General features: G+C 57.4%; 22 protein-coding genes and 2 pseudogenes. 17 read left to right on the top strand and 7 right to left on the bottom strand.

Annotated elements, in window-relative coordinates; all coding sequences use genetic code 11:
• Positions 1 to 112 precede the first annotated feature (112 nt).
• Together M3P88_RS15185 and M3P88_RS16105 are read right to left on the bottom strand one after the other, a co-directional pair.
• Positions 113 to 259 (bottom strand): annotated as a pseudogene (locus M3P88_RS15185) (transposase domain-containing protein); the annotation flags it as partial.
• Between the two features lie 38 nt (positions 260 to 297).
• Positions 298 to 342, bottom strand: a pseudogene (locus M3P88_RS16105) (hypothetical protein); the annotation flags it as partial.
• A gap of 130 nt (positions 343 to 472) precedes the next feature.
• Between M3P88_RS16105 and M3P88_RS15190 the strand changes: the two are divergent.
• Positions 473 to 925, top strand: a complete 453-nt coding sequence (locus M3P88_RS15190; protein ID WP_249616836.1) for an RrF2 family transcriptional regulator — start codon at positions 473 to 475, stop codon at positions 923 to 925.
• 24 nt (positions 926 to 949) lie between these two features.
• Here the strand turns inward: M3P88_RS15190 and M3P88_RS15195 are convergent, their stop codons facing one another.
• The gene (locus M3P88_RS15195; protein WP_249616837.1) at positions 950 to 1,348 is read right to left on the bottom strand and encodes a hemerythrin domain-containing protein; all 399 of its coding nucleotides are present in this window, start codon (positions 1,346 to 1,348) and stop codon (positions 950 to 952) included.
• Positions 1,349 to 1,579: 231 nt separating this feature from the next.
• On the opposite strand from M3P88_RS15195, the gene M3P88_RS15200 reads away from it, so the two are divergent.
• The 14 genes from M3P88_RS15200 (at position 1,580) to M3P88_RS15265 (ending at position 19,273) form a co-directional block, all read left to right on the top strand.
• Positions 1,580 to 1,846, top strand: coding sequence for a DUF2249 domain-containing protein (locus tag M3P88_RS15200; RefSeq protein WP_249616838.1), 267 nt, complete (start codon positions 1,580 to 1,582; stop codon positions 1,844 to 1,846).
• Between the two features lie 186 nt (positions 1,847 to 2,032).
• Positions 2,033 to 2,761: an iron-sulfur cluster repair protein YtfE gene (gene ytfE / locus M3P88_RS15205; RefSeq protein ID WP_249616839.1), complete on the top strand. Its 729-nt coding sequence runs from the start codon at positions 2,033 to 2,035 to the stop codon at positions 2,759 to 2,761.
• Between the two features lie 3 nt (positions 2,762 to 2,764).
• Complete coding sequence (locus tag M3P88_RS15210) at positions 2,765 to 4,021, top strand: NnrS family protein (protein WP_249616840.1); 1,257 nt, start codon at positions 2,765 to 2,767, stop codon at positions 4,019 to 4,021.
• Positions 4,022 to 4,474: 453 nt separating this feature from the next.
• The gene (locus tag M3P88_RS15215) at positions 4,475 to 5,761 is read left to right on the top strand and encodes an MFS transporter (RefSeq protein WP_249616841.1); all 1,287 of its coding nucleotides are present in this window, start codon (positions 4,475 to 4,477) and stop codon (positions 5,759 to 5,761) included.
• Positions 5,762 to 5,787: 26 nt separating this feature from the next.
• Positions 5,788 to 7,170 carry a NarK family nitrate/nitrite MFS transporter gene (locus M3P88_RS15220; protein ID WP_249616842.1) on the top strand — a complete coding sequence of 461 codons (1,383 nt, stop codon included), beginning with the start codon at positions 5,788 to 5,790 and terminating at the stop codon, positions 7,168 to 7,170.
• A gap of 222 nt (positions 7,171 to 7,392) precedes the next feature.
• The gene (locus tag M3P88_RS15225; protein WP_249616843.1) at positions 7,393 to 11,124 is read left to right on the top strand and encodes a nitrate reductase subunit alpha; all 3,732 of its coding nucleotides are present in this window, start codon (positions 7,393 to 7,395) and stop codon (positions 11,122 to 11,124) included.
• On the top strand, positions 11,121 to 12,668 hold the full coding sequence (gene narH, locus M3P88_RS15230; protein ID WP_249616844.1) for a nitrate reductase subunit beta: 1,548 nt from the start codon (positions 11,121 to 11,123) through the stop codon (positions 12,666 to 12,668). The genes M3P88_RS15225 and narH overlap by 4 nt, the downstream gene beginning before the upstream one ends.
• Before the next feature lie 48 nt (positions 12,669 to 12,716).
• The gene (gene narJ, locus M3P88_RS15235) at positions 12,717 to 13,370 is read left to right on the top strand and encodes a nitrate reductase molybdenum cofactor assembly chaperone (protein ID WP_249616845.1); all 654 of its coding nucleotides are present in this window, start codon (positions 12,717 to 12,719) and stop codon (positions 13,368 to 13,370) included.
• Positions 13,367 to 14,050, top strand: coding sequence for a respiratory nitrate reductase subunit gamma (gene narI / locus M3P88_RS15240; RefSeq protein ID WP_249616846.1), 684 nt, complete (start codon positions 13,367 to 13,369; stop codon positions 14,048 to 14,050). The genes narJ and narI overlap by 4 nt, the downstream gene beginning before the upstream one ends.
• Before the next feature lie 61 nt (positions 14,051 to 14,111).
• The gene (locus M3P88_RS15245; RefSeq protein WP_249616847.1) at positions 14,112 to 14,858 is read left to right on the top strand and encodes a peptidylprolyl isomerase; all 747 of its coding nucleotides are present in this window, start codon (positions 14,112 to 14,114) and stop codon (positions 14,856 to 14,858) included.
• A gap of 69 nt (positions 14,859 to 14,927) precedes the next feature.
• Positions 14,928 to 15,920 (top strand): GTP 3',8-cyclase MoaA, encoded by a 993-nt coding sequence (gene moaA / locus M3P88_RS15250; protein ID WP_249616848.1) that lies wholly within the window; start codon positions 14,928 to 14,930, stop codon positions 15,918 to 15,920.
• Between the two features lie 9 nt (positions 15,921 to 15,929).
• On the top strand, positions 15,930 to 16,583 hold the full coding sequence (locus tag M3P88_RS15255) for a carbonic anhydrase (protein ID WP_249616849.1): 654 nt from the start codon (positions 15,930 to 15,932) through the stop codon (positions 16,581 to 16,583).
• A gap of 177 nt (positions 16,584 to 16,760) precedes the next feature.
• Positions 16,761 to 18,599 carry a type IV pili methyl-accepting chemotaxis transducer N-terminal domain-containing protein gene (locus tag M3P88_RS15260; RefSeq protein ID WP_249616850.1) on the top strand — a complete coding sequence of 613 codons (1,839 nt, stop codon included), beginning with the start codon at positions 16,761 to 16,763 and terminating at the stop codon, positions 18,597 to 18,599.
• Between the two features lie 20 nt (positions 18,600 to 18,619).
• Entirely contained in the window at positions 18,620 to 19,273 is a 654-nt protein-coding gene (locus M3P88_RS15265; protein WP_249616851.1) for a response regulator, read from the top strand.
• A gap of 304 nt (positions 19,274 to 19,577) precedes the next feature.
• Here M3P88_RS15265 and M3P88_RS15270 read toward each other — a convergent pair whose 3' ends face one another.
• Positions 19,578 to 20,033 (bottom strand): single-stranded DNA-binding protein, encoded by a 456-nt coding sequence (locus M3P88_RS15270; RefSeq protein ID WP_249616852.1) that lies wholly within the window; start codon positions 20,031 to 20,033, stop codon positions 19,578 to 19,580.
• 79 nt (positions 20,034 to 20,112) lie between these two features.
• The gene (locus tag M3P88_RS15275; RefSeq protein ID WP_249616853.1) at positions 20,113 to 21,474 is read right to left on the bottom strand and encodes an MFS transporter; all 1,362 of its coding nucleotides are present in this window, start codon (positions 21,472 to 21,474) and stop codon (positions 20,113 to 20,115) included.
• 119 nt (positions 21,475 to 21,593) lie between these two features.
• Here M3P88_RS15275 and uvrA point away from each other — a divergent pair, with 119 nt between their 5' ends.
• On the top strand, positions 21,594 to 24,419 hold the full coding sequence (gene uvrA, locus M3P88_RS15280) for an excinuclease ABC subunit UvrA (RefSeq protein WP_249616854.1): 2,826 nt from the start codon (positions 21,594 to 21,596) through the stop codon (positions 24,417 to 24,419).
• Positions 24,420 to 24,541: 122 nt separating this feature from the next.
• Positions 24,542 to 24,979 carry a VOC family protein gene (locus tag M3P88_RS15285; RefSeq protein ID WP_249616855.1) on the top strand — a complete coding sequence of 146 codons (438 nt, stop codon included), beginning with the start codon at positions 24,542 to 24,544 and terminating at the stop codon, positions 24,977 to 24,979.
• Positions 24,980 to 25,033: 54 nt separating this feature from the next.
• Here M3P88_RS15285 and mnmA read toward each other — a convergent pair whose 3' ends face one another.
• Both mnmA and M3P88_RS15295 read right to left on the bottom strand, forming a co-directional pair.
• Positions 25,034 to 26,110, bottom strand: a complete 1,077-nt coding sequence (mnmA, locus tag M3P88_RS15290; RefSeq protein ID WP_349629068.1) for a tRNA 2-thiouridine(34) synthase MnmA — start codon at positions 26,108 to 26,110, stop codon at positions 25,034 to 25,036.
• On the bottom strand, positions 26,107 to 26,637 hold the full coding sequence (locus M3P88_RS15295; protein WP_249616856.1) for a hypothetical protein: 531 nt from the start codon (positions 26,635 to 26,637) through the stop codon (positions 26,107 to 26,109). Before M3P88_RS15295 ends, mnmA begins: the two co-directional genes overlap by 4 nt.
• Positions 26,638 to 26,698: the final 61 nt, after the last annotated feature.

Genomic DNA, 26,698 nt, shown 5'->3' on the forward strand with positions numbered 1-26,698 from the left:
CATTAGAAAACCCCCGACCTTATGCAAGGTCGGGGGTTTTTGCATTTCGCTTCGCTATAAGTTGTTTGTAAGCGTCCAGCCGCCCCTCCTTGCCAAACAAGCTTTGGGGCCGTTAATGCTTGAGGGGGAGGCGTTCGTCGAGGCGGCTGTTCGGCCAGGCCGGCAATTTCTCGAGGGTGTCTTTCAGCCAGGCTGCCGGGGCCAGTCCGTTGAGGCGCGCGGTGGCCAGCAGGCTATGGATGGCGGCAGCACCTCGACCTCCGCGATGTCTTGCCGAACGTCCTCTTCAAACAGTTGGCGCTGCTCGGCGTTGAGCGCTTCTCTGCTGCGGCCGAAGCGCAGTCGCTTGAGGCGGGAACGGTCGTGATTGGTAAAGACATACCAAACCGGCTAACTCTCTACGCAGGGGCATACTTTAAAAATATATTTAAAGTACAATATTAAATTCCTGTTGATTGCCGTGAGTCTCTTCGTGCGCTTGAATGCCTTTACCGATTACTGCCTTCGCACCCTGATCTACCTTGCCGTACAGCCAGAAGGACTCGCGACGCGGGCTCAAATCGCGGCGTCTTACGGCATATCTGACAACCACCTGATGAAGGTGGTGCATTTTCTGGGAAAAATAGGCCTGATTGAGACGCTACGTGGACGGGGAGGCGGCATGCGTTTGGCGCGTCCTGCTTCAGACATCCGCATTGGTGCGCTCGTACGTTTATGTGAGGAAGATGCCCCGATTGTCGAATGCTTCGAAGCGGGCGGGGGGAGCTGCAAAATCGATGGGATGTGCATGCTGAAACATGCCCTCTTCGAGGCGCGCGAAGCGATGTATGGCGCACTGGATCGCTACACTTTGGCGGATCTGAGTGCCAATCGTGAAGCGCTGACAACTCGACTGGGCCTGTCTTTCCTGTCTTCGAAAACTTGAACCGCCAGTCTCTTTCATGCCGTATCAGGCTGGATGTATCAGTCCTTCTAAAGCGGGGAAGAGCTCCCGTTCCTCAAAACGGACATGAGCTTCCAACCGCTCCCCGAATGCCAGTAGGGCAGCCAACTTGCCTGCATGTAACTGTCGCATCAATGCGCGCAACGTTTTGTGGTCATCCGAAAATTGGCCAGCAAGTCGTGGCAAGTGCACGAGATATTGGGCAAACATCGTCTCTTCGGCATCAAAGTGTGCTTCCAGTTCGGTCAAAAATGCCACGCTTGGCCACACTTCCAGCACGTCCGTGCTGCTGTTACTTCCCTTAATGCGTTTAGCCTGCACCAGCGCTGCATGGTGCTCACGGGATAAATGAACAAGTTCTGGACTACGTCTCATTGTTAGCTCCTGCGGCAGAACGTTAAACATGTAAACATTTTACATGTTTAACGTTCTGCCGCATAATGTGCACGAGAAATACATCTTTATATTGCATATAGGGTGTTCCCGTTCAGCTGCACGACGCCCGTGTAGTGCATTGCTCTGCCGCCTTTTTGTGACTGAAAAGTCCTGTCCGGCTTGCCTTCAGCGGGTTGATAAAGCGATGGCATGACCGTAATGGGCAAGGGCTCTGCCGCAACTAGCCTTTAAAGGAGAAACATGATGGCTCACGACTGCTCTATCCCCGTTATCCAGAACGGAGTCTATATTTTCGATGCGCGCGGAATCGCCAGACGTTTCCGCCATGCGGCTATTTTCGGCGCGCTGAACGCTTTGCAAGCAGGCGAGACGATGCGCTTCTGCAACGATCATGATCCGCTGCCCCTGCTCGTACAGATCGAACAATTTTTCGGCCAACGGGTTAAGACGACCTACGTCCAGCGCGAAGCGGACAAAATTGTCATCGATTTTTGCATTCAGTCCTGATCCCATCTTGGCTGCGCCGGCCTCAACGCAAACCGGCATAAACAGCTTGGCAAGCAGGTGCTAACGACAAGATGCACCGTCGGACCGTCGCATGATTGCTCTTGCTGCTCTAGCGCGCCGCTACCATGCCCGTCGGGCGGCGCACTTGTTTGGTATTTCGTTGTTTGATTTTGTGGAGACCCCACCATGACACGCACACAAACCGCCCCACTTATTGACGCAACTCAGGCTATCGGCCAGATCGCCGTCGCACTGCCCGGTTCAACGGCTATTTTCCGCCGGCTCAAGCTGGACTATTGTTGTGGGGGCCAGATCAGCCTGCAGCAAGCTGCCAGCAATAAGGGGCTGGTAGTTGAACCCATACTTGCCGAGCTGGCATCGTTGCAACGCGGTGAGACGGTTTCGCAATTTTGCAGTGCGACCGAGTTGGTCGATCACATTCTTGTGCGCTACCACGAAGTACATCGCGCCCAACTACCCGAACTGATTGCACTGGCCAAGCGCGTAGAAGCCGTACACGGTGAGCACCCGGAAGTCCCCGCTGGTTTGGCGCGACTTCTGCAAGAAATTGAAGACGAACTGCTGCTGCACATGCAAAAGGAAGAGCAAGTGCTGTTTCCCATGCTCAAAGCGGGAGGCAACCCTTTTGTTGTTCACCCGATCGAGATGATGCGTAGCGAGCATGTCGAGCATGGTGCAAATCTGGAGCGACTTGCTGCGCTGACGCATGACATGACCTCGCCGCCAGATGCCTGCACAAGCTGGAATGCACTCTATGCAGGGCTCAGGCAACTTGGCGATGATCTCGTCAACCACATTCATCTGGAAAATAATGTGCTGTTCCCGCCATTTGAAGCGGCCGCGGATCCCGGCACCGGTTGCGGCCCGCACGGTTGCGCATGTAGCGGGAATTAAAGCATGCGCCCACGCCGAGCATCCGTTTTAGCTGCCACCCCCGTTGTTTCTGTAAAGACCGATGGGGTGGTTGCATCGTTCCGTTGGCTAGCCATGGCACCACACCGTGCAGGATTCTTCCTTGGCGGCAGCGTGCTGCTGTTAGCCATGTTTTGGTGGTTACTGGAATTGGCGGGGCGCACCCGCGGCATTAGCCTGTCATCGCTACCGGCAAGCTTTCTGCATGGCCAATTGATGCTGGCTGGTTTTTTTCCGTTATTCATGCTGGGCTTCATTTATACGGCAGGGCCGAAGTGGCTGGGTGTCGCATCGCCGGCAACCGGTGCATGGCTAGCAGCGATCGGGATGTATGCGCTAGGTAGCGCCGGTTTGGTGCTGACCGTCCGCCTGCCCGTGCTATGGCCATTGGCCAGTACATTGCAGGCACTCGCTTGGTCAGGAGCCTGCCTGATCTGGGCAGGGCGCATCCGAGCGAGCACCATACCAGAGCGCCAGCATGCAATCGTGATTTTGGCTGCCTTTACATTCGGCGCCATCGGATTTTGGCTCTACGCCTTTGCGGCGGCATACGCGCAGTGGCAATTCATCGCCAGAGCAGAAACCTTGTTGTTGTGGGGCATGCTATTGCCGGTGTTTCTGACCGTCTGCCACCGCATGCTGCCATTCTTCTCCGCCCATGTCCTGCCCTCCTACCTAGCATGGCGACCCCGCTGGTTGCTGTATGCGCTGGTCGGTGGCGTATGGCTGCACGGGTTCTTGGCATTATTACGGGTCGACACTTTCCCGCTTGATATGGGGCTTGCCGTATTACTGCTTTACACGAGCTGGCGCTGGAAGTGGCATCAATCGTTGCAAGTACCGTTACTTGCCATGCTTCACATCGCCTTCTTGTGGGCTGGGCTTGGCATGATGTTGCTTGCTCTGGCAATCGCTCCATTTTCCACACCGCTGGCGGGAAGCGACTATGCCGCACTGCATGCCTTAGCGCTGGGTTTCATGTTGTCGATGCTGCTTGCCTTCGTGACCCGCGTTACGCTTGGGCACTCCGGGCGGGCATTAATCGCAGGACGGATGACATGGACACTATTCTGGCTGCTGCAAGTTATAACAATACTGCGCTTGCTGGGTGAATGGCTGCCCGAGCTGCGTACACCGCTATTACTCACTACTGTTGCAGGCATCGTGTTGACGTTTGCACTCTGGTCTGCTCGCTATTTACCGATGTATCTGCAACCACGAGCTGATGGTCAGACCGGCTAATTGGCTTAACCAATACAGCGGGCGTTGCGCGCTTCTGTACGGCGAGACTTCCACTACGCCCCATCTCGGCCAGTTCCTGGCCGGGGCATGACCGGGTCGGGTCCCATTTAATACGCATCCGTGCTGCGTTCTTGTCGCAGTAGCATAAGACAGCGCATCTGCAAGGCAGGCCTCAGTACTATCGCGCCAATGTCCCCACGTGATCTGTTCCGGCATCCGCCCGATAACAGGAGGCAAGATGAGGATATGGATTCTGCCCGGTGAGGGCAGGCGCAAAGGCGAGGGCATGGTGATAGTGGAACTAGGCCGAAATGGCTAGATCATTTGCCGCTGTGGCTCGCGAACTAGTTATAAGTAAGTGCCCGCCTTAGCCATGCGGCGAATGTGAAACTGTTTGTCATGACCCTAAGCTTAGCTTCATTAAGATTAATGAACTGCGAAACGAGGTGTCCCATGACTGACAGTTCTGCCGCCAGACGCGAGGCGAATTCCGTACTGGCATCCAGCACATTTGCCTTCACCATCTGCTTTGCCGTGTGGATGATGTTTGCGGTACTGGGTATTCCAATCAAGAAGCAGCTTGGGCTTAACGAAACCGAGTTCGGTCTTTTGGCCGCGATGCCCGTGCTGACCGGTTCGCTGGTACGCGTGCCGCTGGGCATCTGGACCGACCGCTATGGCGGACGCATCGTGTTTTTCCTGTTGATGCTCTCGACCGTAATTCCGATCTGGCTGATGAGTTATGCCACGCATTACTGGCACTTTTTGCTACTGGCCTTATTCGTCGGTCTGGCCGGCGGCTCATTCTCGGTAGGTACGCCTTATGTGGCGCGTTTCTTCCCCAAAAATCGCCAGGGTCTGGCCATGGGCGTATTCGGTGCCGGCAACTCGGGGGCGGCGCTGACCAAATTTGTTGCTCCGGCATTGATTGTGTCTGCTGGCGGCAGCTGGACCATCGTACCCAAAGTGTATTCGGTGGCGATGCTGGCAACGGCTGTGTTGTTCTGGATTTTTTCCAGCAGCCGCCCCGAGCATAAAGTCTCGGCCAGCATCAGTTTTTCCGACCAGATGAAGATGCTGAAAGACCCGCGGGTCTGGCGCTATTGCCAGTACTACTCGGTGGTGTTTGGCGGCTATGTGGCCATTGCGCTGTGGATGACCAAATACTACATCGGCGAGTACGGTTTCGATATCAGCCATGCCGCTTTGCTGGCGGCCTGTTTTTCCTTGCCTGGGGGCATGCTGCGGGCAGTGGGAGGCTGGGCATCCGATAAGTACGGCGCATACAAGACAACTTGGGCGGTGATGTGGGTGTGCTGGGTCTGTTTTTTTATCCTGAGTTATCCGCAGACCAGTCTGACCATACAGACGGTTAATGGCCCCCAGTCTTTCCATATGGGCTTAAGCCCCGTGCTGTTTACTGCACTGATGTTCACCGTCGGTATTGCGATGGCGGTGGGCAAAGCTTCGGTATTCAAGTTTATTTCGGATGATTTCAGCCAGAACATTGGTGCCGTGTCCGGCATTGTCGGCCTTGCCGGTGGCTTGGGCGGTTTTGTGTTGCCTATCCTATTTGGCGTGCTGCTGGATCTGACCGGCGTGCGCACCTCCTGTTTCATGCTGCTGTACGGTACCGTCTGCGTCAGTCTGGTTTGGATGCACTTCAGCTTCCGTGCCGAAAGCGTGGCTTATGGCGAGGATATTCTGGCCGAACAAAAACTTCATCATCAACATAACTAAACCCAAAACAGCAAGGGAGCATGTATATGTCTAGCCCCGTAATCCAGCGCTGGGAGCCGGAAAATCCGGCATTCTGGCAAAAAACCGGTGCATCGGTCGCCAAACGCAATCTGTGGATTTCCATCCCTGCGCTGATGCTGGCGTTTTCGGTGTGGATGTTGTGGAGTGTGGTGGTGGTCAACCTGGATAAGGCCGGTTTTCAGCTATCCAAAAACCAGATGTTCTGGCTGACCGCCTTGCCGGCACTCTCCGGCGCCACGCTACGTATTTTTTACTCTTTCCTGGTACCTATTTTTGGTGGCCGGCGCTGGACGGCGATTTCCACGGCTTCGCTGCTCATTCCGGCGCTGGGCATGGGATTTGCGCTGCGCGACCCGAGCACCAGTTATCCGACCTTGCTGGTATTGGCTTTGTTGTGTGGCCTCGGTGGCGGTAATTTCAGCTCCAGCATGTCGAATATCAGCTTCTTTTTTCCCAAGGCGGAAAAAGGGATGGCTACCGGCCTGAATGCCGGCATCGGTAACTTGGGGGTTTCGGTCGTGCAGTTTGTGGTGCCGCTGGTGATTTCGGTCGGCATATTCGGCGCCTTGGGGGGCGAGTCGCAAACCTTCGTCAAGGATGGCGTTACCAAGAGTATCTGGCTACAAAATGCCGGTTTTATCTGGGTGCCCTTTATTGTGGTGGCCACTTTGGCGGCTTGGTTTGGCATGAATGATATTGCCGATGCCAAGGCTTCGTTCGCGGATCAGGCGGTGATTTTCAAACGCAAGCATAACTGGCTGATGTGCTGGCTCTATGTGGGCACTTTCGGTTCGTTTATCGGTTTTTCCGCCGGTCTTGCCATGCTGACTAAGTCGCAGTTTCCCGGCATCAACCCGACGGCCTATGCCTTTTTGGGCCCTTTGGTCGGTGCGCTGACGCGGCCGCTAGGGGGCTGGATTTCCGACAAACTGGGGGGGGCGCGCGTCACACTGTTTACGTTCGGCGCCATGATTTTGGCCGTCATCGGCGTATTGCAGTTCCTGCCGCATAACGGTGCGGGCGGCAACTTCTTCGGTTTTCTTGCCATGTTTATCGTGCTGTTTGCCCTGACCGGCATCGGCAACGGCTCAACCTTTCGCATGATCCCGGTGATTTTTATGACCGAGCGCCAGCGTGAGGCGGGCAAGGGCGAGAAGGCGCAAAAACAGGCCATGCTGGATGCGGCCAAGGAAGCAGCTGCCGTGCTGGGCTTTTCCGGCGCAATGGGGGCGTATGGCGGCTTTTTTATTCCCAAGAGCTTCGGGACTTCGATCGAACTCACCGGCGGGGTGGATGCGGCCCTGATTTGTTTTATTGTGTTTTATCTGAGCTGTATGGCGATCACCTGGCTCTACTACGCACGCAAGCATGCGCCTATGCCTTGCTAATCCGGCAAGGGTCGCACATTAAACCCGGCAAGCGCTGCTTTGCCGGGTTTTGCATATGGGAAACAGGATAAGGCCTAGTCACTTCGAACTAGGACATCTAGTGCCTTTGCGGTCGTATCCCCCCTCCGGCTGGCGAATAGTTAGCTGTATTTCCATGGAATATTCTGTAACGGTCGCAATCATCTCAACGGCCGGCATCTTTGGCCATTATGGAGAGCAATAATGAGTCACTTTCTGGACAGGCTGAAGTTTATGTCGCGGGTGAAGTCGACCTTCGCCGACGGCCATGGCGCGGTGGTGGATGAGGACCGTACTTGGGAGAACGGCTACCGCAGTCGCTGGCAGCATGACAAAATCGTCCGCTCTACCCACGGAGTGAACTGCACCGGCTCTTGCTCGTGGAAGGTCTATGTCAAGAACGGCCTGATCACCTGGGAAACCCAGCAGACCGATTATCCGCGTACCCGCCCCGATCTGCCTAACCATGAGCCGCGCGGCTGTCCGCGTGGCGCATCTTACAGCTGGTATGTCTACTCGGCACAGCGCGTGAAGTACCCGATGATACGTGGCCGCCTGATGGAAATGTGGCGTGAAGCCCGCAAGACCATGGACCCGATTGCAGCCTGGGATGCCATCAGCCAGAACCCGGAAAAGGCCAAGCGTTACAAGGAAGTGCGCGGGCTGGGCGGTTTTGTGCGTGCTGACTGGGATACCGCCAGCGAGATGATTGCCGCCGCCAATGCTCTGACAGTAAAAAAATTCGGCCCGGATCGTGTGGTCGGTTTCTCGCCGATTCCCGCCATGTCCATGGTGTCGTATGCCGCCGGTGCGCGTTATCTGAGCCTGATTGGCGGCGGCTGCCTGTCTTTTTATGACTGGTATTGCGACTTGCCGCCCGCCTCGCCCCAGATTTGGGGCGAGCAGACCGATGTGCCCGAATCGGCAGACTGGTACAACTCGACCTATTTGATGGTGTGGGGATCCAACGTCCCGATGACCCGCACGCCGGATGCGCACTTTTATACCGAGGTGCGCTACAAGGGAACCAAGACGGTTGCCGTATCCAGCGATTTTGGCGAGATGGCCAAGTTTGGCGATATCTGGCTTGCGCCCAAGCAGGGGACCGATGCCGCGCTGGCCATGGCGATGGGCCATGTGGTGCTTAAAGAGTTCCACCTGACCGGCAAGTCCGACTACTTTACGTCCTACACCCGCCAGTACACCGATATGCCCATGCTGGTGTTGCTCAAAGAGCGTGCCGGCTGCCTGGTCCCCGACCACTTTTTGCGTGCATCCCATCTGGCCGATGCGCATGGCGAAGCCAACAACCCCGAGTGGAAGACGCTGTTGCTTGACGGCAATAGCAATACGCTGGTGATCCCGAACGGCACCATAGGCCTGCGCTGGGGCGAGGGCAAGGTGGGTGAAGGTGAGAAGGTCGGTCGCTGGAATCTGGAAATGAAGGACAGCGGTTCCGGTCGCGAAGTAGAACCGGTGCTGTCGCTTAATGGTCGCCATGATGAAGTCGTCGGTGTCGGCTTCCCTTATTTCGGGGCCGAACACGACGAATTGCTGGTGCGCAATGTGCCGGCTCGACGTATTACGCTGGCGGATGGCTCCAGCGTCCTGGTTGCGACCGTGTACGATCTGACGCTGGCCAATTACGGTGTCGATCAGGGGCTGGGCGGGGATCATGTTGCCGCCGGCTTTGATGACGATGTGCCTTATACCCCGGCCTGGCAAGAGAAGCACACCGGCGTACCGCGTGCGCAGGTGATCCAGGTGGCGCGTGAATTCGCGCAAAATGCGCACGACACCCATGGCAAGAGCATGGTGATCGTCGGCGCGGCGCTGAATCACTGGTACCACATGGATATGACCTATCGCGGCATTATCAATCTGCTGATGATGTGCGGCTGTGTGGGGCAAAGTGGTGGCGGCTGGGCGCATTATGTGGGTCAGGAAAAGCTCAGGCCGCAGTTTGGCTGGGCGCCATTGGCTTTCGCCGCCGACTGGCATCGTCCGCCGCGCCAGATGAACGGCACCTCTTTCTTTTATGCCCACACCAGTCAGTGGCGGCACGAGAAACTGGGCGTCGACGAGATTCTGGCACCGACCGCCGACCGCGCGCGCTACGGCCATATGAGCCTGATCGATTTGAATGCCAAGAGCGAGCGCATGGGCTGGCTGCCAAGTCTGCCGCAGCTGGGCACCAACCCGCTGGAGGTGAGCGCAGCCGCTGAGGCCGCCGGCAAGGATCCGGTGGCCTATGTCGTGGAAAACCTCAAATCGGGCAAGCTCGCCATGAGTTGCGATGACCCGGACAATCCGGCCAACTTCCCGCGCAATATGTTTGTCTGGCGCTCCAATATTCTGGGCTCCAGTGGCAAAGGTCACGAATACTTCCTCAAGTATCTGCTGGGTACGCAACATGCGCTGTTCAGCGATGAGACCGATTGCATCAAGCCCTCGGAAGTGAAGGTGCGTGATGCGGCCGTGGGCAAACTCGACCTCTTGACCGTGCTGGATTTCCGCATGAGTACGACCTGCCTGTATGCCGATATCGTGCTGCCGACCGCGACCTGGTACGAGAAGGACGATCTGAATACTTCGGATATGCACCCGTTTATCCACCCGCTATCCGAAGCGGTACAGCCTTTGTGGGAAAGCAAGACCGACTGGGAAATCTACAAGCTGATTGCGAAGAAGTTCAGCGACATCGGCGGGCCGTATCTGGGCACGCGCAAAGACATCGTACTGACGCCGCTGATGCACGATACCCCGGGAGAGCTGGGGCAGCCGCTGGAGCCCAAAGACTGGAAACATGGCGAGTGCGAGCTGATTCCGGGCAAGACCGCGCCGAACATGACCGTGGTTGAGCGCAATTACGCCGATGTGTACAAGAAGTTCACTTCGGTGGGCCCCCTGCTCGACAAGCTGGGCAACGGCGGCAAGGGTATCAGCTGGAATACCGAGCATGAAGTACATGAACTGGGTGCGCTAAGCAAAACCGTCACCGAGCCGGGGGTCAGCCAGGGCCGGCCGCAGTTGGAAAGCGCAATCGATGCAGCGGAGATGATTCTGACCTTTGCACCGGAGACCAATGGTCATGTAGCGGTCAAGGCATGGGAAGCCTTGTCGAAAATTACCGGCCGCGACCACACCCATCTGGCCATCGGGCGCGAACACGACAAAATCCGTTTTCGCGATGTACAGGCGCAGCCGAGAAAGATTATCTCGGCACCAACCTGGTCGGGTCTGGAGAGCGAGGAGGTCAGCTATAACGCCGGTTATACCAATGTGCACGAGCTGATTCCATGGCGCACGCTGACCGGCCGCCAGCAGTTCTATCAGGATCATCGCTGGATGCTCGACTTCGGCGAGGGGCTGTGCGTGTACAAGCCGGCGGTGGACCTCAAGACGATCAAGCCCATGCTGGGACGCAAACCCAATGGCAATCCCGAGATCGTGCTCAACTTTTTGACGCCGCACCAGAAGTGGGGCATCCACAGCACCTACTCGGACAACCTTCGCATGTTGACCCTGTCGCGTGGTGGCCCGCATGTCTGGATTTCCGAAGGAGAGGCCAAGGCTGCGGGGCTGGTGGATAACGACTGGGTCGAGGTTTTCAACGTCAACGGCACCCTGACCGCGCGCGTAGTGGTCAGCCAGCGCATTCCCAAGGGGATGTGCCTGATGTACCACGCTCAGGAAAAAATCATCAATGTACCCGGTGCCGAGACCTCGGGTAAGCGTGGCGGTATCCATAACTCGGTGACCCGTACCGTGCTCAAGCCAACCCACATGATCGGCGGTTACGCGCAGCAGGCTTACGGCTTCAATTACTACGGCACCGTAGGTGCCAACCGTGATGAATTTATCGTGTTGCGCAAGATGAACAAGGTCGACTGGCTGGACAAGCCGCGCTGCGAAGAAGAAGGAGCCGCACAATGAAAATACGCGCCCAAGTCGCCATGGTGCTGAATCTGGACAAGTGTATCGGTTGCCACACCTGTTCGGTTACCTGCAAAAACGTATGGACCAGCCGTGACGGCGTCGAGTATGCCTGGTTCAACAACGTCGAGACCAAACCCGGTATCGGCTACCCCAAGGAGTGGGAAAACCAGAAAAAATGGAAAGGGGGCTGGCAACGCAATGCCGCCGGCAAACTCGAGCCTAAACAAGGCGGTAAGCTCAGGATTCTGGCCAACTTGTTTGCCAACCCTAATCTGCCGTCCATCGATGATTATTACGAGCCGTTCACCTTCGATTACGAGCATTTGCAAAATGCACCGCTGATGCAGACCCCGCCGACGGCGCGCCCGGTGTCGGTGATTACCGGCAAGAAAATGGACAAGATCGAATGGGGCCCGAACTGGGAAGATGACCTGGGTGGCGAGTTTGCCGCGCGCAGCAAGGATGCGTTGTTCGAGGGGGTGCAAAAGGAGATGTACAGCACCTTCGAGAGCACCTTTATGATGTATCTGCCGCGCCTGTGCGAGCACTGCCTGAATCCGGCCTGCGTTGCGTCCTGCCCGTCCGGCTCGATCTACAAGCGTGACGACGACGGTATCGTGCTGGTCGATCAGGATAAATGCCGCGGCTGGCGCATGTGCGTGTCCGGTTGTCCGTACAAGAAGATCTACTTCAACTGGCAAAGCGGCAAGGCCGAGAAGTGTACCTTCTGCTATCCGCGCATCGAGGCCGGACAGCCTACCGTATGCTCCGAGACCTGTGTGGGCCGTATCCGTTATCTGGGGGTGATGCTGTATGACGCTGAGCGCATCGAGTCTGCTGCCAGTGTCGCCAGTGAGCAAGACCTGTATGAAGAACAGCTCAAGGTCTTTCTCGACCCGCACGACCCGCAAGTGATTGCCGAGGCCAGGCGTCAGGGTATTCCGGATACCTGGCTTGAGTCCGCAGCCGCTTCGCCGGTGTACAAAATGGCGTGCGAATGGAAGGTGGCCTTCCCACTGCACCCCGAGTTCCGCACCTTGCCCATGGTGTGGTACATCCCGCCGTTATCGCCTATCCAGGGCGCCGCCGAAGCCGGCCATATGGGAATGACCGGCATGATTCCGGATGTAAAGAGCCTGAGAATTCCGGTGAAATATCTGGCCAATTTGTTGACGGCGGGTGATGAAAAACCGGTGGTGAGCGCACTGGAGCGCATGCTGGCCATGCGTGCCTACAAGCGTGCCGAAGTGGTGCATGGTCAAAAAGATAGTGCCGTGTTGGCTCAGGTGGGGCTGGATGCCGCAACCATAGAAGACATGTACCAGACCATGGCCATTGCCAACTATGAAGACCGCTTCGTGATTCCTTCTTCGCACAAGGAAATGGTCGAAGACAGCTTCAATGAAAAAGGCAGTTGCGGTTTTACCTTTGGTAACGGCTGCTCGGGTGGCACTTCGGAGGGTTCGCTGTTCGGCAAGAAGCCGCAAGGCAGCGTGATTTACGTCGATATGCCCAAGTCGCGCAAAGCCAGCCAACAGTAAGGCCAGGTGCCGGCGGGGGAGGCTCCGCCGCATCGTTAAGGAGAAAATATGATCTATCGCATACTCTCTGCGCTATTGAGCTATCCGGATGAAGAATTGCTCGGCGCACAAGATGAAATCAATACCGCGCTGGCCGCCTACCCGCAGGCGATGGCTAGCTTGCAGCCACTAAGCGCCTGGTTTGCCAGCCAGCCACTGATTGCGCTGCAGGAAAATTACGTTGCGACCTTTGATCGCAACCCCAGGCACTCCCTGCACTTATTCGAGCATATCCATGGCGAAAGCCGTGACCGTGGCCAGGCCATGGTCGATTTGTTGCACGAGTACCAGCAACATGGTTTTGAGCCTGACGTAGCCGAGTTGCCCGACCATGTGCCGCTGTTTCTCGAGTTTCTCAGCCTGCTGCCGGCCGATGAGGCATCGGTGTTGTTAGGGGACGCTATCCATGTGCTGGCCGCGACCGGGGCGCGCCTGGCCCAGAACGAAAGCCCGTACGCTGGCGTATTCCAGGTGTTGACTACGCTCACCGATGTGGTGCCGCGCGCGATGACCGAGCCGCCGGTACGGGATATGGATGAGGCGATGGAAACTTTCGGTCCGGGCGCGGACGGCGTTGAGCCTTTATTGAAACCCGATACGCAAAACACCATCCGATTTTATCCGCGCCGCGAGGCCGGTCATGCCAGAGGAGCCGTACAATGAGCGCCCTTGACCACTTCTTGTTCGGGATCTACCCGTATATCGCACTGGCGATTTTCTTCTTTGGCTCGCTGGCGCGCTTTGAGCGTGAACAGTACAGCTGGAAAACCGACTCATCGCAAATGCTGTACGCCGGCCAGTTGCGTATAGGCAATATCCTGTTCCATATCGGTATCCTTGGCCTGTTTTTTGGTCACTTCGTCGGTCTGCTAACGCCGGTGGCGGTATGGGACGCCTTGGGGGTCAGCCATGGCTTCAAGCAGATGGTTGCGGTGGTGATGGGCGGCATCTTCGGCATCAGTGCACTGATCGGTATGGTGATTCTGCTGGTTCGCCGTCTGGGTAACCCGCGTATCCGTGCCGTGACCAAAGCTGCGGATAAACTGGTGTCACTGTGGATTCTGTTGACCCTGTTGCTGGGGCTTTCGACCATTTTTATCTCGGTCGAGCACACCGATGGTCATCTGATGCTGGTGTTGATGACCTGGGCGCAGCACATCGTCACCCTCCGCAGTGGGACTGCCGAGCTGATGGCCGAGGTGCCGCTGTTATTCAAGGCTCACTTGTTTATGGGGATGACGCTGTTTGTGATCTTCCCGTTCACGCGTCTGGTGCATGTGTGGAGCGGCTTTGGTGCGCTGACTTATATCACCCGCGCCTGGCAGTTGGTGCGAACCCGTTAATAGCAAGACGGCAGGCCTGTAGCAGCGGGCCTGCCCTATCTGGTTTTCGAAGGGAATGTTGATGCCCATTACCGTGAATGCACACGAGCTGACTGACGCCGAAATCGAGGCCATGCTGCCAGACTATCAGGACAGTGCCAACCCATTGCAAGCCGCAACCGTGGCGTGGGTGTTGCAACGCGTGCTATTGGACGCAGCCGCATCGGCCGGTGTTAACGCAAGCAGCGCCGATGCGGCGATCGACACCTTGCTGGAAACTCAAGTCAAGGTGCCGCAGCCGGATAGTGCGGCCTGCCGTCGTCATTATGAACAACATCCGGCACGTTTTACTGTCGGTGAGCTGGTTGAAGTCGATCACATTCTGTTTCAGGTCACGCCGCAGGTGGCGCTGGATGCACTCACTACGCTGGCCGAGGGGGTTCTGGCCGAAGTCCGGGCCGACCCTGATTGTTTTGCCGACAAGGCGCGGGTCTATTCAAACTGCACATCCGGTGCGCTTGGCGGTAGCTTGGGGCAGCTTGCCCGCGGCGAGACCGTGCCTGAATTTGAGCGTGTGGTCTTTGCGCTGGCGGAAGGCACCATTTCTCCGCATCTGCTGTCCACACGCTTTGGCCTGCATATTGTACGCGTCATGCACAAAGAACCAGGGCGCCTGTTGCCGTTTGACATGGTGCAAGAGCAGATTGCCGAAGTCCTATCGGCGAGTACGCGCGACATGGCTACGCGCCAATATCTTAAATATCTGGTTGGACAGGCCAAGATCAGCGGCATCGAGTTGCACGGTGCCGATTCGCCGCTACTGCAATAGCGTGACGGCGCGGGCATTGCTGGCCGTCCTTGTTTGAACGGCTGCAAGATCGGTTTTTAAGGAATAGCTATGTCATCATCTCAAGCCGTGCTGGCCGATCGTTTTGGCCGCCGCATTGATTATTTACGCGTTTCGGTGACTGATCGCTGCGATCTGCGCTGTACTTACTGCCTGCCCAAAGGCTTTAAAGGGTTCGAGGAACCGGCGCACTGGCTCTCGCACGAGGAGATGGCGCGCCTGATCGGCCTGTTTGTCGGTCTTGGCGTCTCCAAAGTGCGCTTGACCGGCGGCGAGCCCTTGTTGCGGCGCAATCTGACGGACCTGGCGATGCGCATCACCGCTTTGCCGGGGCTGCGAGACCTGTCTTTGTCGACCAATGCCACCCAGCTTGCCCGCCATGCGCATGCGCTGAAAGAGGCCGGTGTGACAAGGCTCAATGTCAGCCTGGATACGCTGGATGCGGCACGTTTTGCCCAGATTACCGGGCGCGACTGTCTGCCCCAAGTGCTGGAGGGGCTGCTGGCGGCACGGGCGGCCGGCTTTGCGCCGGTTAAACTCAATGCCGTGGTGCAGGCCGGGGTGAACGAGGCCGAGATTGAACAGCTGCTGGTTTTTGCTTTGAAACACAGCTTTGTGCTCAGGCTGATCGAGACCATGCCCATAGGCGACACCGGACGCCAAGCGGCTTACATCGATGTAACGGCCTTGGGCGAGCGCATTGCACAACAATACCAGCTGATTCCACAGGTGTTGGGGCAGGGGTCCGGGCCGGCCCGTTACTGGGCCAGCGCCGATGGCGGCATGAGTTTCGGCGTGATTACGCCGATGTCGCGCCATTTTTGCGCGGCCTGCAATCGGGTGCGTCTGGGCGTGGACGGGACGCTTTACCTGTGTCTGGGACAGAACGATAGCGTGGCGCTAGGCAGCCTGCTGCGTGAGGGCGCGAGCGACAATGAGCTGTTGGCGGCTATTCATGCGGCGATCGCCGCCAAGCCCGAACGCCATCATTTTAACGAGGCGCCGGACAAAATCGTGCGCTTTATGTCGCAAACAGGCGGTTAAGGCAGGGTTATGCACGATATCGAACGATTTATCGATGGTTTTTCCCGTTTCCAGCAACACTATTTCGACAACACGCCCGGCTTGTATCAGAGCCTGAAACAGGGCCAGCATCCCAGTACCTTGCTGGTGGGGTGTTGCGACTCGCGTGTCGATCCGGCTCAGCTTTTAGGCTGTGATCCGGGCGATATTTTTACCATCCGTAATGTGGCCAATTTGGTGCCGCCTTGTACTTCGGGCCGTAGCCATCACGGCGTGTCTGCCGCAATCCAGTTTGCTGTAGACCAGCTTAAAGTGTCGCGTATCATTGTACTGGGACATGGCCAGTGCGGTGGTATCAAGGCCTTGTTGGAGCAGCGTTTTGCGCCGGATGCCGAGGACGACTTTATCGGTAACTGGGTTGGCATTGCCGAGCCGGCCCGGGTGCGGGTTGAGGCGGCGATGCCTGATGCCAGTGATGCCGATAAGCGCCGTGCCTGCGAGTTGGCCGCCATTTTGGTGTCGCTGAAAAACCTGCAGAGCTTCCCCTGGGTCAAGCGCGCCATGGAAAGTGAGCATTTGAGCTTGCACGGCTGGTATTTTGATCTGGATGCGGGGGCTTTGCTGGCTTATTCGCCGCGCTCGGATGCTTTTTTGCCGCTGGTTTGCCCGCTTGATGTCCGTTGACAGTTTGCCGGCTGCGCCTGTCTTGCTGCATACACTTTGAAAATATGATATGGATTTTTCCCGCTTTCGCGAGCCATGACAACCTCTGACCCAAACTTGATCGCCTCGTCCCCTGCGTTGTCTCAACGCCTTTCTACCCGCATTGTTGTCAGTTCTATCGCCGCTTTAGTGCTGATCATGGCGATGATTTCCGGCACTTTATGGCTGTCATGGCAGCTTGAAGGCGCGGCGGCAGCGATCAATGACGCGGGTAGCCTGCGCATGCGGGCAACCCGCGTGGCGGTGGAATTGCAAAAGCCGGCGCCAAACCTTGCCACCCATCGAGCAAGGGTAGATGCAGAGCTTGAGCGGCAGGATCTAACGCTGGCGCAACTGGTATCGGGTAATCCTGCACGCCCTTTGTTTTTACCATCAGAGGGTCTTGTGCAGCAGCAGATGACTCAGGTCCTGCGCTATTGGCAAACCGTGCTTAAGCCTGCGGCGGCTATTTCGCTGCAAACTGGCAGTAGCCAACCATATTTGCAGGCCTTGCCCGAGTTTATCCGCCATGCCAATCAACTGGTACTGCTGGTCGAGCAGAACAATGAGCGTAAAAACGACTGGCTGCGCCTGTCGCAAGGCGTACTGGCGCTAGTGGCATGTACCGGTACACTGGCGATGATTTACCTGCTGTATTTGTGGATCATCTTGCCGGTGCTACGTTTGCAGCAGGGCCTGCAAAAAATGGCCCGCCACGAGTTTGGCGTACGCTTGCCGATTGAAAGCCGGGACGAGTTTGGTATGTTGGCGGGTGGTTTTAACCAGATGGCGGATGAGCTGGAAGGCTTGTATCGCGATCTTGAAGCCAGGGTGCGGGATAAAACAGCACAGTTGGCTGCGCAAAACCGCGAGTTGTCTGCCCTGTATGAAACCGAGGCTTTTCTCAATCAGGAAGGCGATATCGAGACCTTGTGCCGCGGCTTTTTGCAGCGGGTCATGGCGCTGTTAAGTGCCGAAGGCGGTAGTCTGCGCGTGCTGGATGGCCTTAGCGACAAGCTGCACCTGATGGTGTCTGAAGGTCTCTCCGATGCGCTGGTGGCGCAGGAAAACTGTACCAGGGTGCACGACTGTTTATGCGGAGAAGCTAGCCAGAGCGGCGTGGTACTGATCAGGGATTTTCGTCAGCGCCCGCGTGCCGATGGCTATCGCTGCAGCAAGGAAGGCTTTGCTGCACTGGCCGCGTTTCAAATTATCGCGGCCGATCAGGTTTTAGGTACGTTTGCCTTGCATTTCCATGCTCCGCGCGACATTGGTTCGGCGGATAGCCAATTGCTGCGCACCTTGGGCCAAAGGCTGGGGGCCGCCCTGCTCAACCGGCGTCTGAGTGCCAAGGCGCGACAGCTGGCCGTGGTGGAGGAGCGCTCGCTGGTCGCTCAAGGCTTGCACGACAGTATTGCCCAAGGCCTGAATTTTCTGAATTTGCAAGTGCAGATGCTGGACTTGGCTGCCCGGGCCGATGATATGGCGGAGGTGCGTGAAATTGTGCCGCTATTAAAGACCGGCGTGGAAGAAAGCTATCAGGATGTACGCGAACTATTGCTGAATTTCCGCAGCAAGTTGGGCCCCGGCGAGCTGCTGAGCGGCATTGAGGACACCGTTGCACGTTTTCGCCGCCAGTGTAGCGCCGAGGTGGTGCTGAATGTGCATGAGCAAGGCGGCGCGCCATTGCCACCCGAGCAACAGTTGCAGGTGCTGTTTATTTTGCAGGAGGCTTTATCCAATGTGCGCAAGCATGCGGGTGCAAGCAAAGTCGAAATTACGATGCTAAATGGATCTGACTTTGTGTTGCAGGTCAGGGATAATGGCGAAGGTTACGATCCGGTCGAGGTCGCATCCCGCGCCGAAGGCCATATCGGCCTGCACATTATACAGGAGCGGGCTCATAGGCTTAATGCCAACCTGACGCTGGAATCGGTACGGGGGGAGGGCAGCAGCTTATTGCTGCAGCTACCACAGTCGGTGCGTCAAGCCGCGTGAAAATAATAAAGATTTCAAAGATGACTATCCGCATATTACTGATTGATGACCACACCCTGTTCCGCTCGGGTATACGCTTGCTATTGCAAAGGCAAAACGACTTTGAAGTCGTGGGCGAGGCGGCAGACGGAGTCGAGGGCATCAAGCGCGCCAAGGCCTTGCATCCGGATGTGATCTTGCTGGACTTGAACATGCCGGGCTTGTCCGGGCTGGATACCTTGCAGCTTTTGGTGCAGGACCTGCCCGAGGTCGCGATTCTGATTCTGACCGTGTCGGAAGAGGCCGATGAGCTGGCGCAGGCCTTGCGCGATGGCGCGCGCGGTTACTTGCTGAAAAATATCGAGGCCGACACCTTAAGTGCGGCGATTCGTGATGCGGCGGCGGGCAAGTCGGTCATTGCCGCCGATATGACCGCCAAACTGGTGGCGCAGTTTCGCACTCAACCACGTACCACGCCGTTGCCGACTGTCGCTGCCGAACATGACAAGCTGACGCCGCGTGAGCGTGAAATCGTGCAATGCCTGGTGCGTGGAGAAAGCAATAAGGAAATTGCCCGCCATCTGGATGTGGCCGAGAGTACGGTCAAGATTCATGTGCAGAATATATTAAAAAAACTGGGGCTCTCCAGCCGGGTGCAGGTCGCGGTATACGGCGTTGGACACGGGCTGGGTTAAGCAAAGTGCGCTTTAAGGCGGGAAAGGGCGAGGGCACCTGCCCAGCCGCTAAGTGACCCGACCGCCCGACGGGCTGCGCAAGAACGGTAACCCTCTTTCGTCGACTAGGAGCGCGTGTCGCTCCGTATTGCTACCTTTTGATCCGTTTGACCGACAGCGCCATACCGCCTCCATTCTTTACATTTTTGCCTGGTAAGAGACTTTAAGCGATCGACCCGCATTTTTTTACATCACCCAAAAAGCAGAAACCCCCGCAGGGCGGGGGTCTCAGGGTAATACTTTACAAACTACTCTCAGGTGTAAATTAAAACGGAATGTCGTCTTCCAGATCGTTCATCGGTGGCTGTGGACGTGCAGGCTCCGGGCGGCGTTGTGCGGGCGCTGCGGGTGGCGCCGCTGGTGCGCTTTGACGCGGAGCACTGTAGCCGTCGTCCATCATGGCACCTTCGTCGCGTTTGCCGCCTTGCAGGCTAAGCTCATTCACGCGCACGTCAGGGGACAGGCGTTTGTTGCCATCTTTGTCTGTCCACTCGCGCAGTGTCAGCTGACCGTAGACGGTGACTTGCTGACCCTTGGCCAGAAAGCGTTGCAGGGATTCACCACGCTTGCCCCATACTTGGCAGCTGAACCAGTTGGTTGTTTTACGCTCGCCAAAACCGATGTCGCTGGCTACGCGAAAGCTTAGAACCGGCTCGCCGCTTCCGGTGTATTTCAGTTCGGCATCGGCTGCCAGGCGGCCGTCAAAGCTAATGCTGTTCATTATCTGTCTCCGTTCTATTCATTTGGCTGCCGGCATATTGCCGGATCAGACCCTGTCCTTAGGCTAGCTTGGCCTGTCTCTATTCGGTTTCCTGAATCAATTGCTGTACTGCTGCTTCGTCCCAGCCTTGTTGTGCGACTTTGAGGTAAGCAACGCGATCATCAAGCAATACCACAGCTTCGCGTACGCCGGCTTGTGCGGCAAGTTTTTGCGACAGCGCATGCGCATCGCCCTGCCAGTTGTCACCAATATGAAACATGATGGACTTGACCGGCAGAGGAGGACGCATGCTGGCGGCCAAGCCCAGCCAGCTGACCATCAGTATGCTGGTGAGGCCGAATACGCCAGAGGGACCCCAATGCGTATAAAGCCAACCGCCACCTGCCGCACCCACAAAAAGGCCGAAAGATTGAGCGGTATTATACACGCCTATGGCGGTGCCCTTGGCGTCGGCTGGCGCGATCTTGGAAATGATGGAGGGAAGCGTCGCTTCAAGAATGTTGAAGGCAATAAAGTACAGTACTAACCACAGTACGATTTGCCAGAAAGTGTCGAGTGCCGAGGCCATGCCCAGTTGTGCAACGGTCATCACCCCGACTGCGGCCACGAAAACCTGTTTCAGCCGGTGTTTCTTTTCCCCGTAAATAATGGCGGGGATCATCAGCAAGAAGCCCAGTATCACCACCGGCAGATAGACCTGCCAGTGGTGTGCCTTGTCGAGCTGGCCGGCTTGGGTCAGCGAAAACGGGATGACGACAAACATGGCCATTTGCGCCGCGTGCAAGGCAAAGATGCCGAAGTTGAGCCGTGCCAGCTGCAGGTCTTGCAATACCGGCAGCAGGCGGCCGGGTTTGGCTTCGGTATCCGAATGAAAGCGCGAGACGACAGGGTCGGGAATGATCAGCCAGACGCCGGCCAGCGCCATCAGGGTGAGGATACCGGTCAGGGCGAAAATGCCATTGACCCCTATCCAGCTGGCGAGCAAGGGGCCAAGCACCAGACTGACGGCAAAGGTCATCCCTATACTCATGCCTATCATGGCCATGGCACGGGTACGGTGCTCTTCGCGCGTGAGGTCGGCCAATAGTGCGGTAATGGCGGCAGAAATGGCACCGGCGCCCTGAATGATGCGCCCCAGTGTCAACCAGACAATATCATCGGCCGCAGCGGCAACAAAGCTGCCGATGGCAAACAGCAGCAGGCCGCCGTAAATGACTTTTTTGCGCCCGATACGGTCAGACAGCATCCCGAGCGGCAGTTGCAGTAGTGCCTGGACCAGCCCGTAGCTGCCCAAGGCAATGCCTATGCTGGTTGGACTGGTGGCACCTGGCAACTGATGGGCGTACAGGGCAAAAACGGGCAGGACAAGAAACATGCCCAGCATGCGCAGGGCGTAGACGCCGGCCAATCCCAGGCTTGCGCGTAATTCCAGCGGATTCATGATAGCGGTAAGGTTCCGGATTAAAGTGGCGTGCTATGGTGCCTGATGCGGCATTAGCTAGGGCCCGGCTCAATAAGTCGGGTATATTAACAGGTTACCCGATTCATTGTGAGTAAGGCATGGACTACATCCGCATCCGTGGGGCGCGCACCCATAATCTGAAGAACGTTGATCTGGATCTGCCGCGTCACCAGCTGATCGTGATTACCGGGCTGTCCGGTTCGGGCAAGAGTTCGCTGGCTTTCGATACCTTGTATGCCGAAGGGCAGCGTCGCTATGTCGAGTCCCTGTCTGCTTACGCCCGCCAGTTCCTGCAGTTGATGGAAAAGCCTGATGTTGATTTGATCGAGGGCTTAAGCCCGGCGATTTCCATCGAGCAAAAAGCGACCAGCCATAATCCGCGCTCGACCGTAGGGACGGTGACCGAGATTCACGATTACCTGCGTCTTTTATATGCCCGCGTAGGTGAGCCGCACTGCCCGGATCATCATGTCCCCTTGTCGTCGCAAACGGTCAGCCAGATGGTGGATCATGTGCTGGCTTTGCCGGAAGAAACGCGGGTGATGATACTGGCGCCGGTGATTATCGGGCGCAAGGGCGAGAATGCCGACCTGTTTGAAGAATTGCGTGCGCAGGGCTTTGTACGGGTGCGGGTCGATGGCGAGGTGTTCGAGCTGGATGCGGTGCCCAAGCTGGAAAAAAACAAGAAGCACACGGTCGAGGTGGTGATCGACCGGCTCAAAGTACGTGCCGATGCGCAGCAACGTCTGGCCGAAAGCTTCGAGACCGCCTTGCGTCATGCCGAAGGGCGGGCGATTGCGGTGGAAATGGATGCGGACAAAGAGCATTGGTTCTCGGCCAAGTTTGCCTGTCCGGTGTGCTCCTACAGCCTGCCCGAACTGGAGCCACGGCTGTTTTCTTTCAATAACCCGATGGGAGCCTGTCCCAAGTGCGATGGCTTGGGCGAAATTACCTTTTTCGATCCCAAGCGCGTGGTTGCCCATCCGGATATCAGTCTGGCCGCCGGTGCGATCAAGGGGTGGGACAAGCGCAACCAGCTTTATTTCCAGATGCTGATGAGCCTGGCCGAGCATTACGGCTTTGCCATCGAGCTGGCATTCGAAGACTTGCCGGCCAAGGTGCAGCATGTGGTGCTGTATGGCTCCGGGCACGACAATATCGCGTTTACCTACCGTTCGGAGAAGGGCACGCTGTTTAGCCGCGAGCACCCGTTCGAGGGCATCATCCCCAATCTGGAGCGACGCTACCGCGAGACTGATTCGTCGGCGGTGCGCGAAGAGTTGGCCAAATACCAGAACAACCAGTGCTGCCCGTCCTGCCATGGCTCGCGTCTGCGCGTCGAGGCGCGTAATGTTTTTGTTGGCGGCAAGGCTTTATTCGACATCAATGCTCTGGCCTTGAAAGACGCGGCCGCCTTTTTTGATGGGCTGCAGGTGAGCGGCCAGAAGCAGGCGGTGGCGGAAAAAATCGTCAAGGAGATCCGCGAGCGGGTGTCTTTTCTGAATAATGTCGGCCTCGACTATCTGTGTCTGGCGCGTTCGGCCGATACCCTGTCCGGCGGCGAGGCGCAGCGTATCCGGCTGGCCAGCCAGATCGGTTCCGGCCTGACCGGTGTGATGTATGTGCTGGACGAGCCATCTATCGGCCTGCATCAGCGTGATAACGATCGCCTGCTGGGCACCTTGATGCGTTTGCGTGATCTGGGGAACAGCGTGATTGTTGTCGAGCATGACGAAGATGCCATTCGCGCTGCCGACTATCTGGTCGATATGGGGCCGGGGGCGGGGGAGCATGGTGGCGAAGTGCTGGTCGCCGGCACGCCGGCCGAGGTGGCCGCTTGCGAAAAATCGGTCACCGGTGCCTTCCTGTCCGGCCGCCGCCGTATTCATGCCGCAGAAGGCCATCGCCCGCCGGATCCGGAGCGCATGCTGCAACTGGTCGGTGCCAGCGGCAACAACCTGAAGGATGTCACGCTGGACCTGCCGTTGGGGCTGTTGGTCTGTATTACCGGCGTCTCCGGCTCGGGCAAGAGCACCCTGATTAACGACACGCTGTACAAGATCGCCGCGCGCGACCTGAACCGCGCCTCGGAAGAGCCGTCGCCTTATCGCGAGATCAAGGGGCTGGTGCTGCTGGATAAGGTGATCAATGTCGACCAGAGCCCGATCGGGCGTACGCCGCGCTCCAATCCGGCAACCTATACCGGCCTGTTTACCCCGATACGCGAGCTGTTCTCCGGTGTGCCGGTGTCGCGCGAGCGTGGCTATGGCCCCGGGCGTTTCAGTTTCAACGTCAAGGGCGGGCGCTGCGAGGCATGCCAGGGTGACGGCATGATCAAGGTCGAGATGCATTTCCTGCCGGACATCTATGTGCCGTGCGATGTCTGCCACGGCAAGCGCTATAACCGCGAGACGCTGGAGGTCTTGTACAAGGGCAAAAACATTCACGAAGTGCTGGGCATGACGGTCGAGCAGGCGCAGGGCTTCTTTGCCGCGGTGCCGACTGTGGCGCGCAAGCTGCAGACGCTGATGGATGTGGGCTTGGGCTATATCCGTTTAGGGCAATCGGCGACTACCTTGTCCGGCGGCGAGGCGCAAAGGGTGAAGCTGGGGCTGGAGTTGTCCAAACGCGACACCGGCCGCACCTTGTATATTCTGGACGAGCCCACTACCGGTCTGCATTTTCACGATATTGACCTCTTGCTCAAGGTTTTGCAGCGCCTGCGTGAAAACGGCAACACGGTGGTGGTGATCGAGCACAACCTCGATGTAATCAAGACGGCAGACTGGATTATCGATCTCGGGCCTGAGGGCGGGGCTGGAGGCGGTACCATTATTGCGCAGGGCACGCCGGAGCAAGTAGCGGCTAATCCGGTCAGCCATACCGGGCATTATCTGGCTGCCATGCTACAAAACAACAGCTGAGCCGACGTGGTTGAAAAAAGACGCTAGAATAAATTCTAGGTAAATGGAATGGCCGGCGGTGTGCTTAAGTGAGCGTAAGCGGGGCTTAGACCCGAGGCCTGATCCAATCAAAAGGGGATGACATGCTTAACCTGGGCAAAATTGACCATATTCATGTGCGGGTCGATGATATGGCACGCGCGCTGACCTGGTATCAGCGTGTGTTGGGCCTGGGGCCGGATGCGCGCATACGCAAGGCCAATGGCAGCACCATGCTGGCCAATAACTCGGGGTCGATACGTTTGGCGCTTACGCTGCAAAGTGCACCGGCTTGCGCGCCCGGCTCGGTGTCGTTTGTGGTGGGTGGGCAGGAGTTTTTGGAGTGGTTGGACCAGCTAGCCGGCGAGCGGGTCAAGGATAGTGCGGGTGAGACGGTGGCGCGCGACTCGGTCGAAGATCACGCCAGCTATCTGTCGGTGGCTTTTGTCGACCCTTTCGGCAACCCGTACGAAATCATCAGCTACGACTACACCTGGCTTGCCGGCAAGCTCAAACTGGCTAGTCGCAGCATTGCAGGCTGATAAGTCAGGTCGATTCAAAAATGGGGCACGCGCTGCGTGCCCCATTTTTTATGGTTACATGATGATGCCGCCGCCCAGGCAGATATCGCCGTCGTACAGTACGGCAGACTGGCCTGGCGTCACCGCCCATTGTGCCTGGCTAAAGGCGAGCGTGGTCTGGCCGTCGATGACCGGGCTTAAGGTACAGGCCGCATCCGCCATACGGTAACGGGTCTTGGCCTGATAGTCGCCGGCTTCCGGTGCGCCGTCCAGCGTCCATGACAGGTCAGCCATGGACAATGTGGTCTTCAGCAGCAGCGGGTGGTCATGGCCCTGCACCACGATCAGCCGGTTGGCCGGGATATCCTTACCCGCGACAAACCACGGCTCGCCATTACTGTCCTTGGATCCGCCGATATTCAGCCCCTTGCGCTGGCCTAGCGTGTAATACATCAGCCCTTCGTGTTGACCCACGCGTTTGCCATCCGGCGTGATCATTTCGCCCGGGCTGGTCGGCAAGTAGCGCTTGAGAAACTCGCGGAACGGCCGCTCACCGATAAAGCAGATGCCGGTCGAGTCCTTTTTGGCGGCGGTGGGCAGGCCTGCCTGCTCGGCCAGACGGCGTACTTCGCTCTTACGGATATCGCCCAGCGGGAACAGTGCCTTGGCCAGCTGCGATTGTTGCAGGCGGTACAGGAAGTAACTCTGATCCTTGGTTTCGTCCACGCCCTTCATCAGGTAGTGGCGGCCATCGCGCTCCAGCTTGCGCGCATAGTGGCCGGTGGCGATGCAGTCGGCTCCCAGTTCCATCGCGTAGTCGAGGAAGGCTTTAAACTTGATTTCGGCATTGCACAGCACGTCCGGGTTGGGCGTGCGTCCGGCCGAATACTCCTTGAGGAAGTACGAGAACACCCGGTCCTTGTATTCCTTGGCAAAGTTGACGATTTCCATGTCGATGCCGACGATGTCGGCGACGCTCATCGCATCCAGCGCATCTTGCTTGATCGAGCAAAACTCGTCGTCGTTGTCGTCTTCCCAGTTTTGCATGAAGACGCCAATGACCTCATGTCCTTGCTGCTTGAGCAGCCAGGCTGTCACCGATGAATCCACGCCGCCGGACATGCCGACGACAATACGTTTTTTTCCCGTCACGGGTGGTAACCCTTCTTCCATAGTTGATACGGCACAATGACCGGCTCATGCCCGAAATCGAAAAACCAGCTGTCGACGACCCAGTTGTTGTCGTCGGCGGTTTCGATAATCCGGCTGGCGTAGTGTAGATCGATAATCCAGGGGGCGCGCCAGACCGTGTCGGCGACCCGGTGGTACTGCAGCAAGCCTTGCCCGGCAAGGTAATGCAGAAAGGTGGTGTCATTCTGGCTGTGATCAACACAGTCCATGCGCCCGTCTGCCGTGCCATCGGCCAGATTGCCGCCCTTGTCGCTCGCGATAGGCGCATGCAGCGCCGCCTCGCGATAGAGGCGCTGCACGGCCAGGCTGATTGCCGAGCGCTCTTCTTGTGCGCTGGCGACTGATTTGAACAGCGCTGCGACTTCATTGCGCGTGTCAGTCGCCGGTAAAAAAGAAGCACTCTTGCTGCAGCCGTAATGATAACAAATAGTTAGCGCCTCGGCCTGTGTCTTGCTTGCACAGGCCAGCAGCAGGCTGCCGATAAGCAAAAGGAGAATGCGCCACGGCTTGATTGTGGCTGAGGGGATGAGGTGTGGTGCTTGCAATGGC

The organism is Craterilacuibacter sp. RT1T, from assembly GCF_023502145.1.
In the GTDB taxonomy this organism is placed as follows: domain Bacteria; phylum Pseudomonadota; class Gammaproteobacteria; order Burkholderiales; family Chromobacteriaceae; genus Craterilacuibacter.

Bases quoted from the DNA above. Each gene is read 5' to 3' on its own strand.
- moaA (WP_249616848.1), top strand. From the start codon at position 14,928: ATGTCATCATCTCAAGCCGTGCTGGCCGATCGTTTTGGCCGCCGCATT.
- M3P88_RS15270 (WP_249616852.1), bottom strand. From the start codon at position 20,033: ATGAACAGCATTAGCTTTGACGGCCGCCTGGCAGCCGATGCCGAACTG.
- M3P88_RS15215 (WP_249616841.1), top strand. From the start codon at position 4,475: ATGACTGACAGTTCTGCCGCCAGACGCGAGGCGAATTCCGTACTGGCA.
- M3P88_RS15265 (WP_249616851.1), top strand. From the start codon at position 18,620: ATGACTATCCGCATATTACTGATTGATGACCACACCCTGTTCCGCTCG.
- M3P88_RS15225 (WP_249616843.1), top strand. From the start codon at position 7,393: ATGAGTCACTTTCTGGACAGGCTGAAGTTTATGTCGCGGGTGAAGTCG.
- M3P88_RS15275 (WP_249616853.1), bottom strand. From the start codon at position 21,474: ATGAATCCGCTGGAATTACGCGCAAGCCTGGGATTGGCCGGCGTCTAC.
- narI (WP_249616846.1), top strand. From the start codon at position 13,367: ATGAGCGCCCTTGACCACTTCTTGTTCGGGATCTACCCGTATATCGCA.
- M3P88_RS15245 (WP_249616847.1), top strand. From the start codon at position 14,112: ATGCCCATTACCGTGAATGCACACGAGCTGACTGACGCCGAAATCGAG.
- M3P88_RS15210 (WP_249616840.1), top strand. From the start codon at position 2,765: ATGCGCCCACGCCGAGCATCCGTTTTAGCTGCCACCCCCGTTGTTTCT.
- narJ (WP_249616845.1), top strand. From the start codon at position 12,717: ATGATCTATCGCATACTCTCTGCGCTATTGAGCTATCCGGATGAAGAA.
- M3P88_RS15220 (WP_249616842.1), top strand. From the start codon at position 5,788: ATGTCTAGCCCCGTAATCCAGCGCTGGGAGCCGGAAAATCCGGCATTC.
- uvrA (WP_249616854.1), top strand. From the start codon at position 21,594: ATGGACTACATCCGCATCCGTGGGGCGCGCACCCATAATCTGAAGAAC.
- M3P88_RS15260 (WP_249616850.1), top strand. From the start codon at position 16,761: ATGGCGATGATTTCCGGCACTTTATGGCTGTCATGGCAGCTTGAAGGC.
- M3P88_RS15200 (WP_249616838.1), top strand. From the start codon at position 1,580: ATGATGGCTCACGACTGCTCTATCCCCGTTATCCAGAACGGAGTCTAT.
- M3P88_RS15285 (WP_249616855.1), top strand. From the start codon at position 24,542: ATGCTTAACCTGGGCAAAATTGACCATATTCATGTGCGGGTCGATGAT.
- ytfE (WP_249616839.1), top strand. From the start codon at position 2,033: ATGACACGCACACAAACCGCCCCACTTATTGACGCAACTCAGGCTATC.
- M3P88_RS15195 (WP_249616837.1), bottom strand. From the start codon at position 1,348: ATGTTTAACGTTCTGCCGCAGGAGCTAACAATGAGACGTAGTCCAGAA.
- narH (WP_249616844.1), top strand. From the start codon at position 11,121: ATGAAAATACGCGCCCAAGTCGCCATGGTGCTGAATCTGGACAAGTGT.
- M3P88_RS15255 (WP_249616849.1), top strand. From the start codon at position 15,930: ATGCACGATATCGAACGATTTATCGATGGTTTTTCCCGTTTCCAGCAA.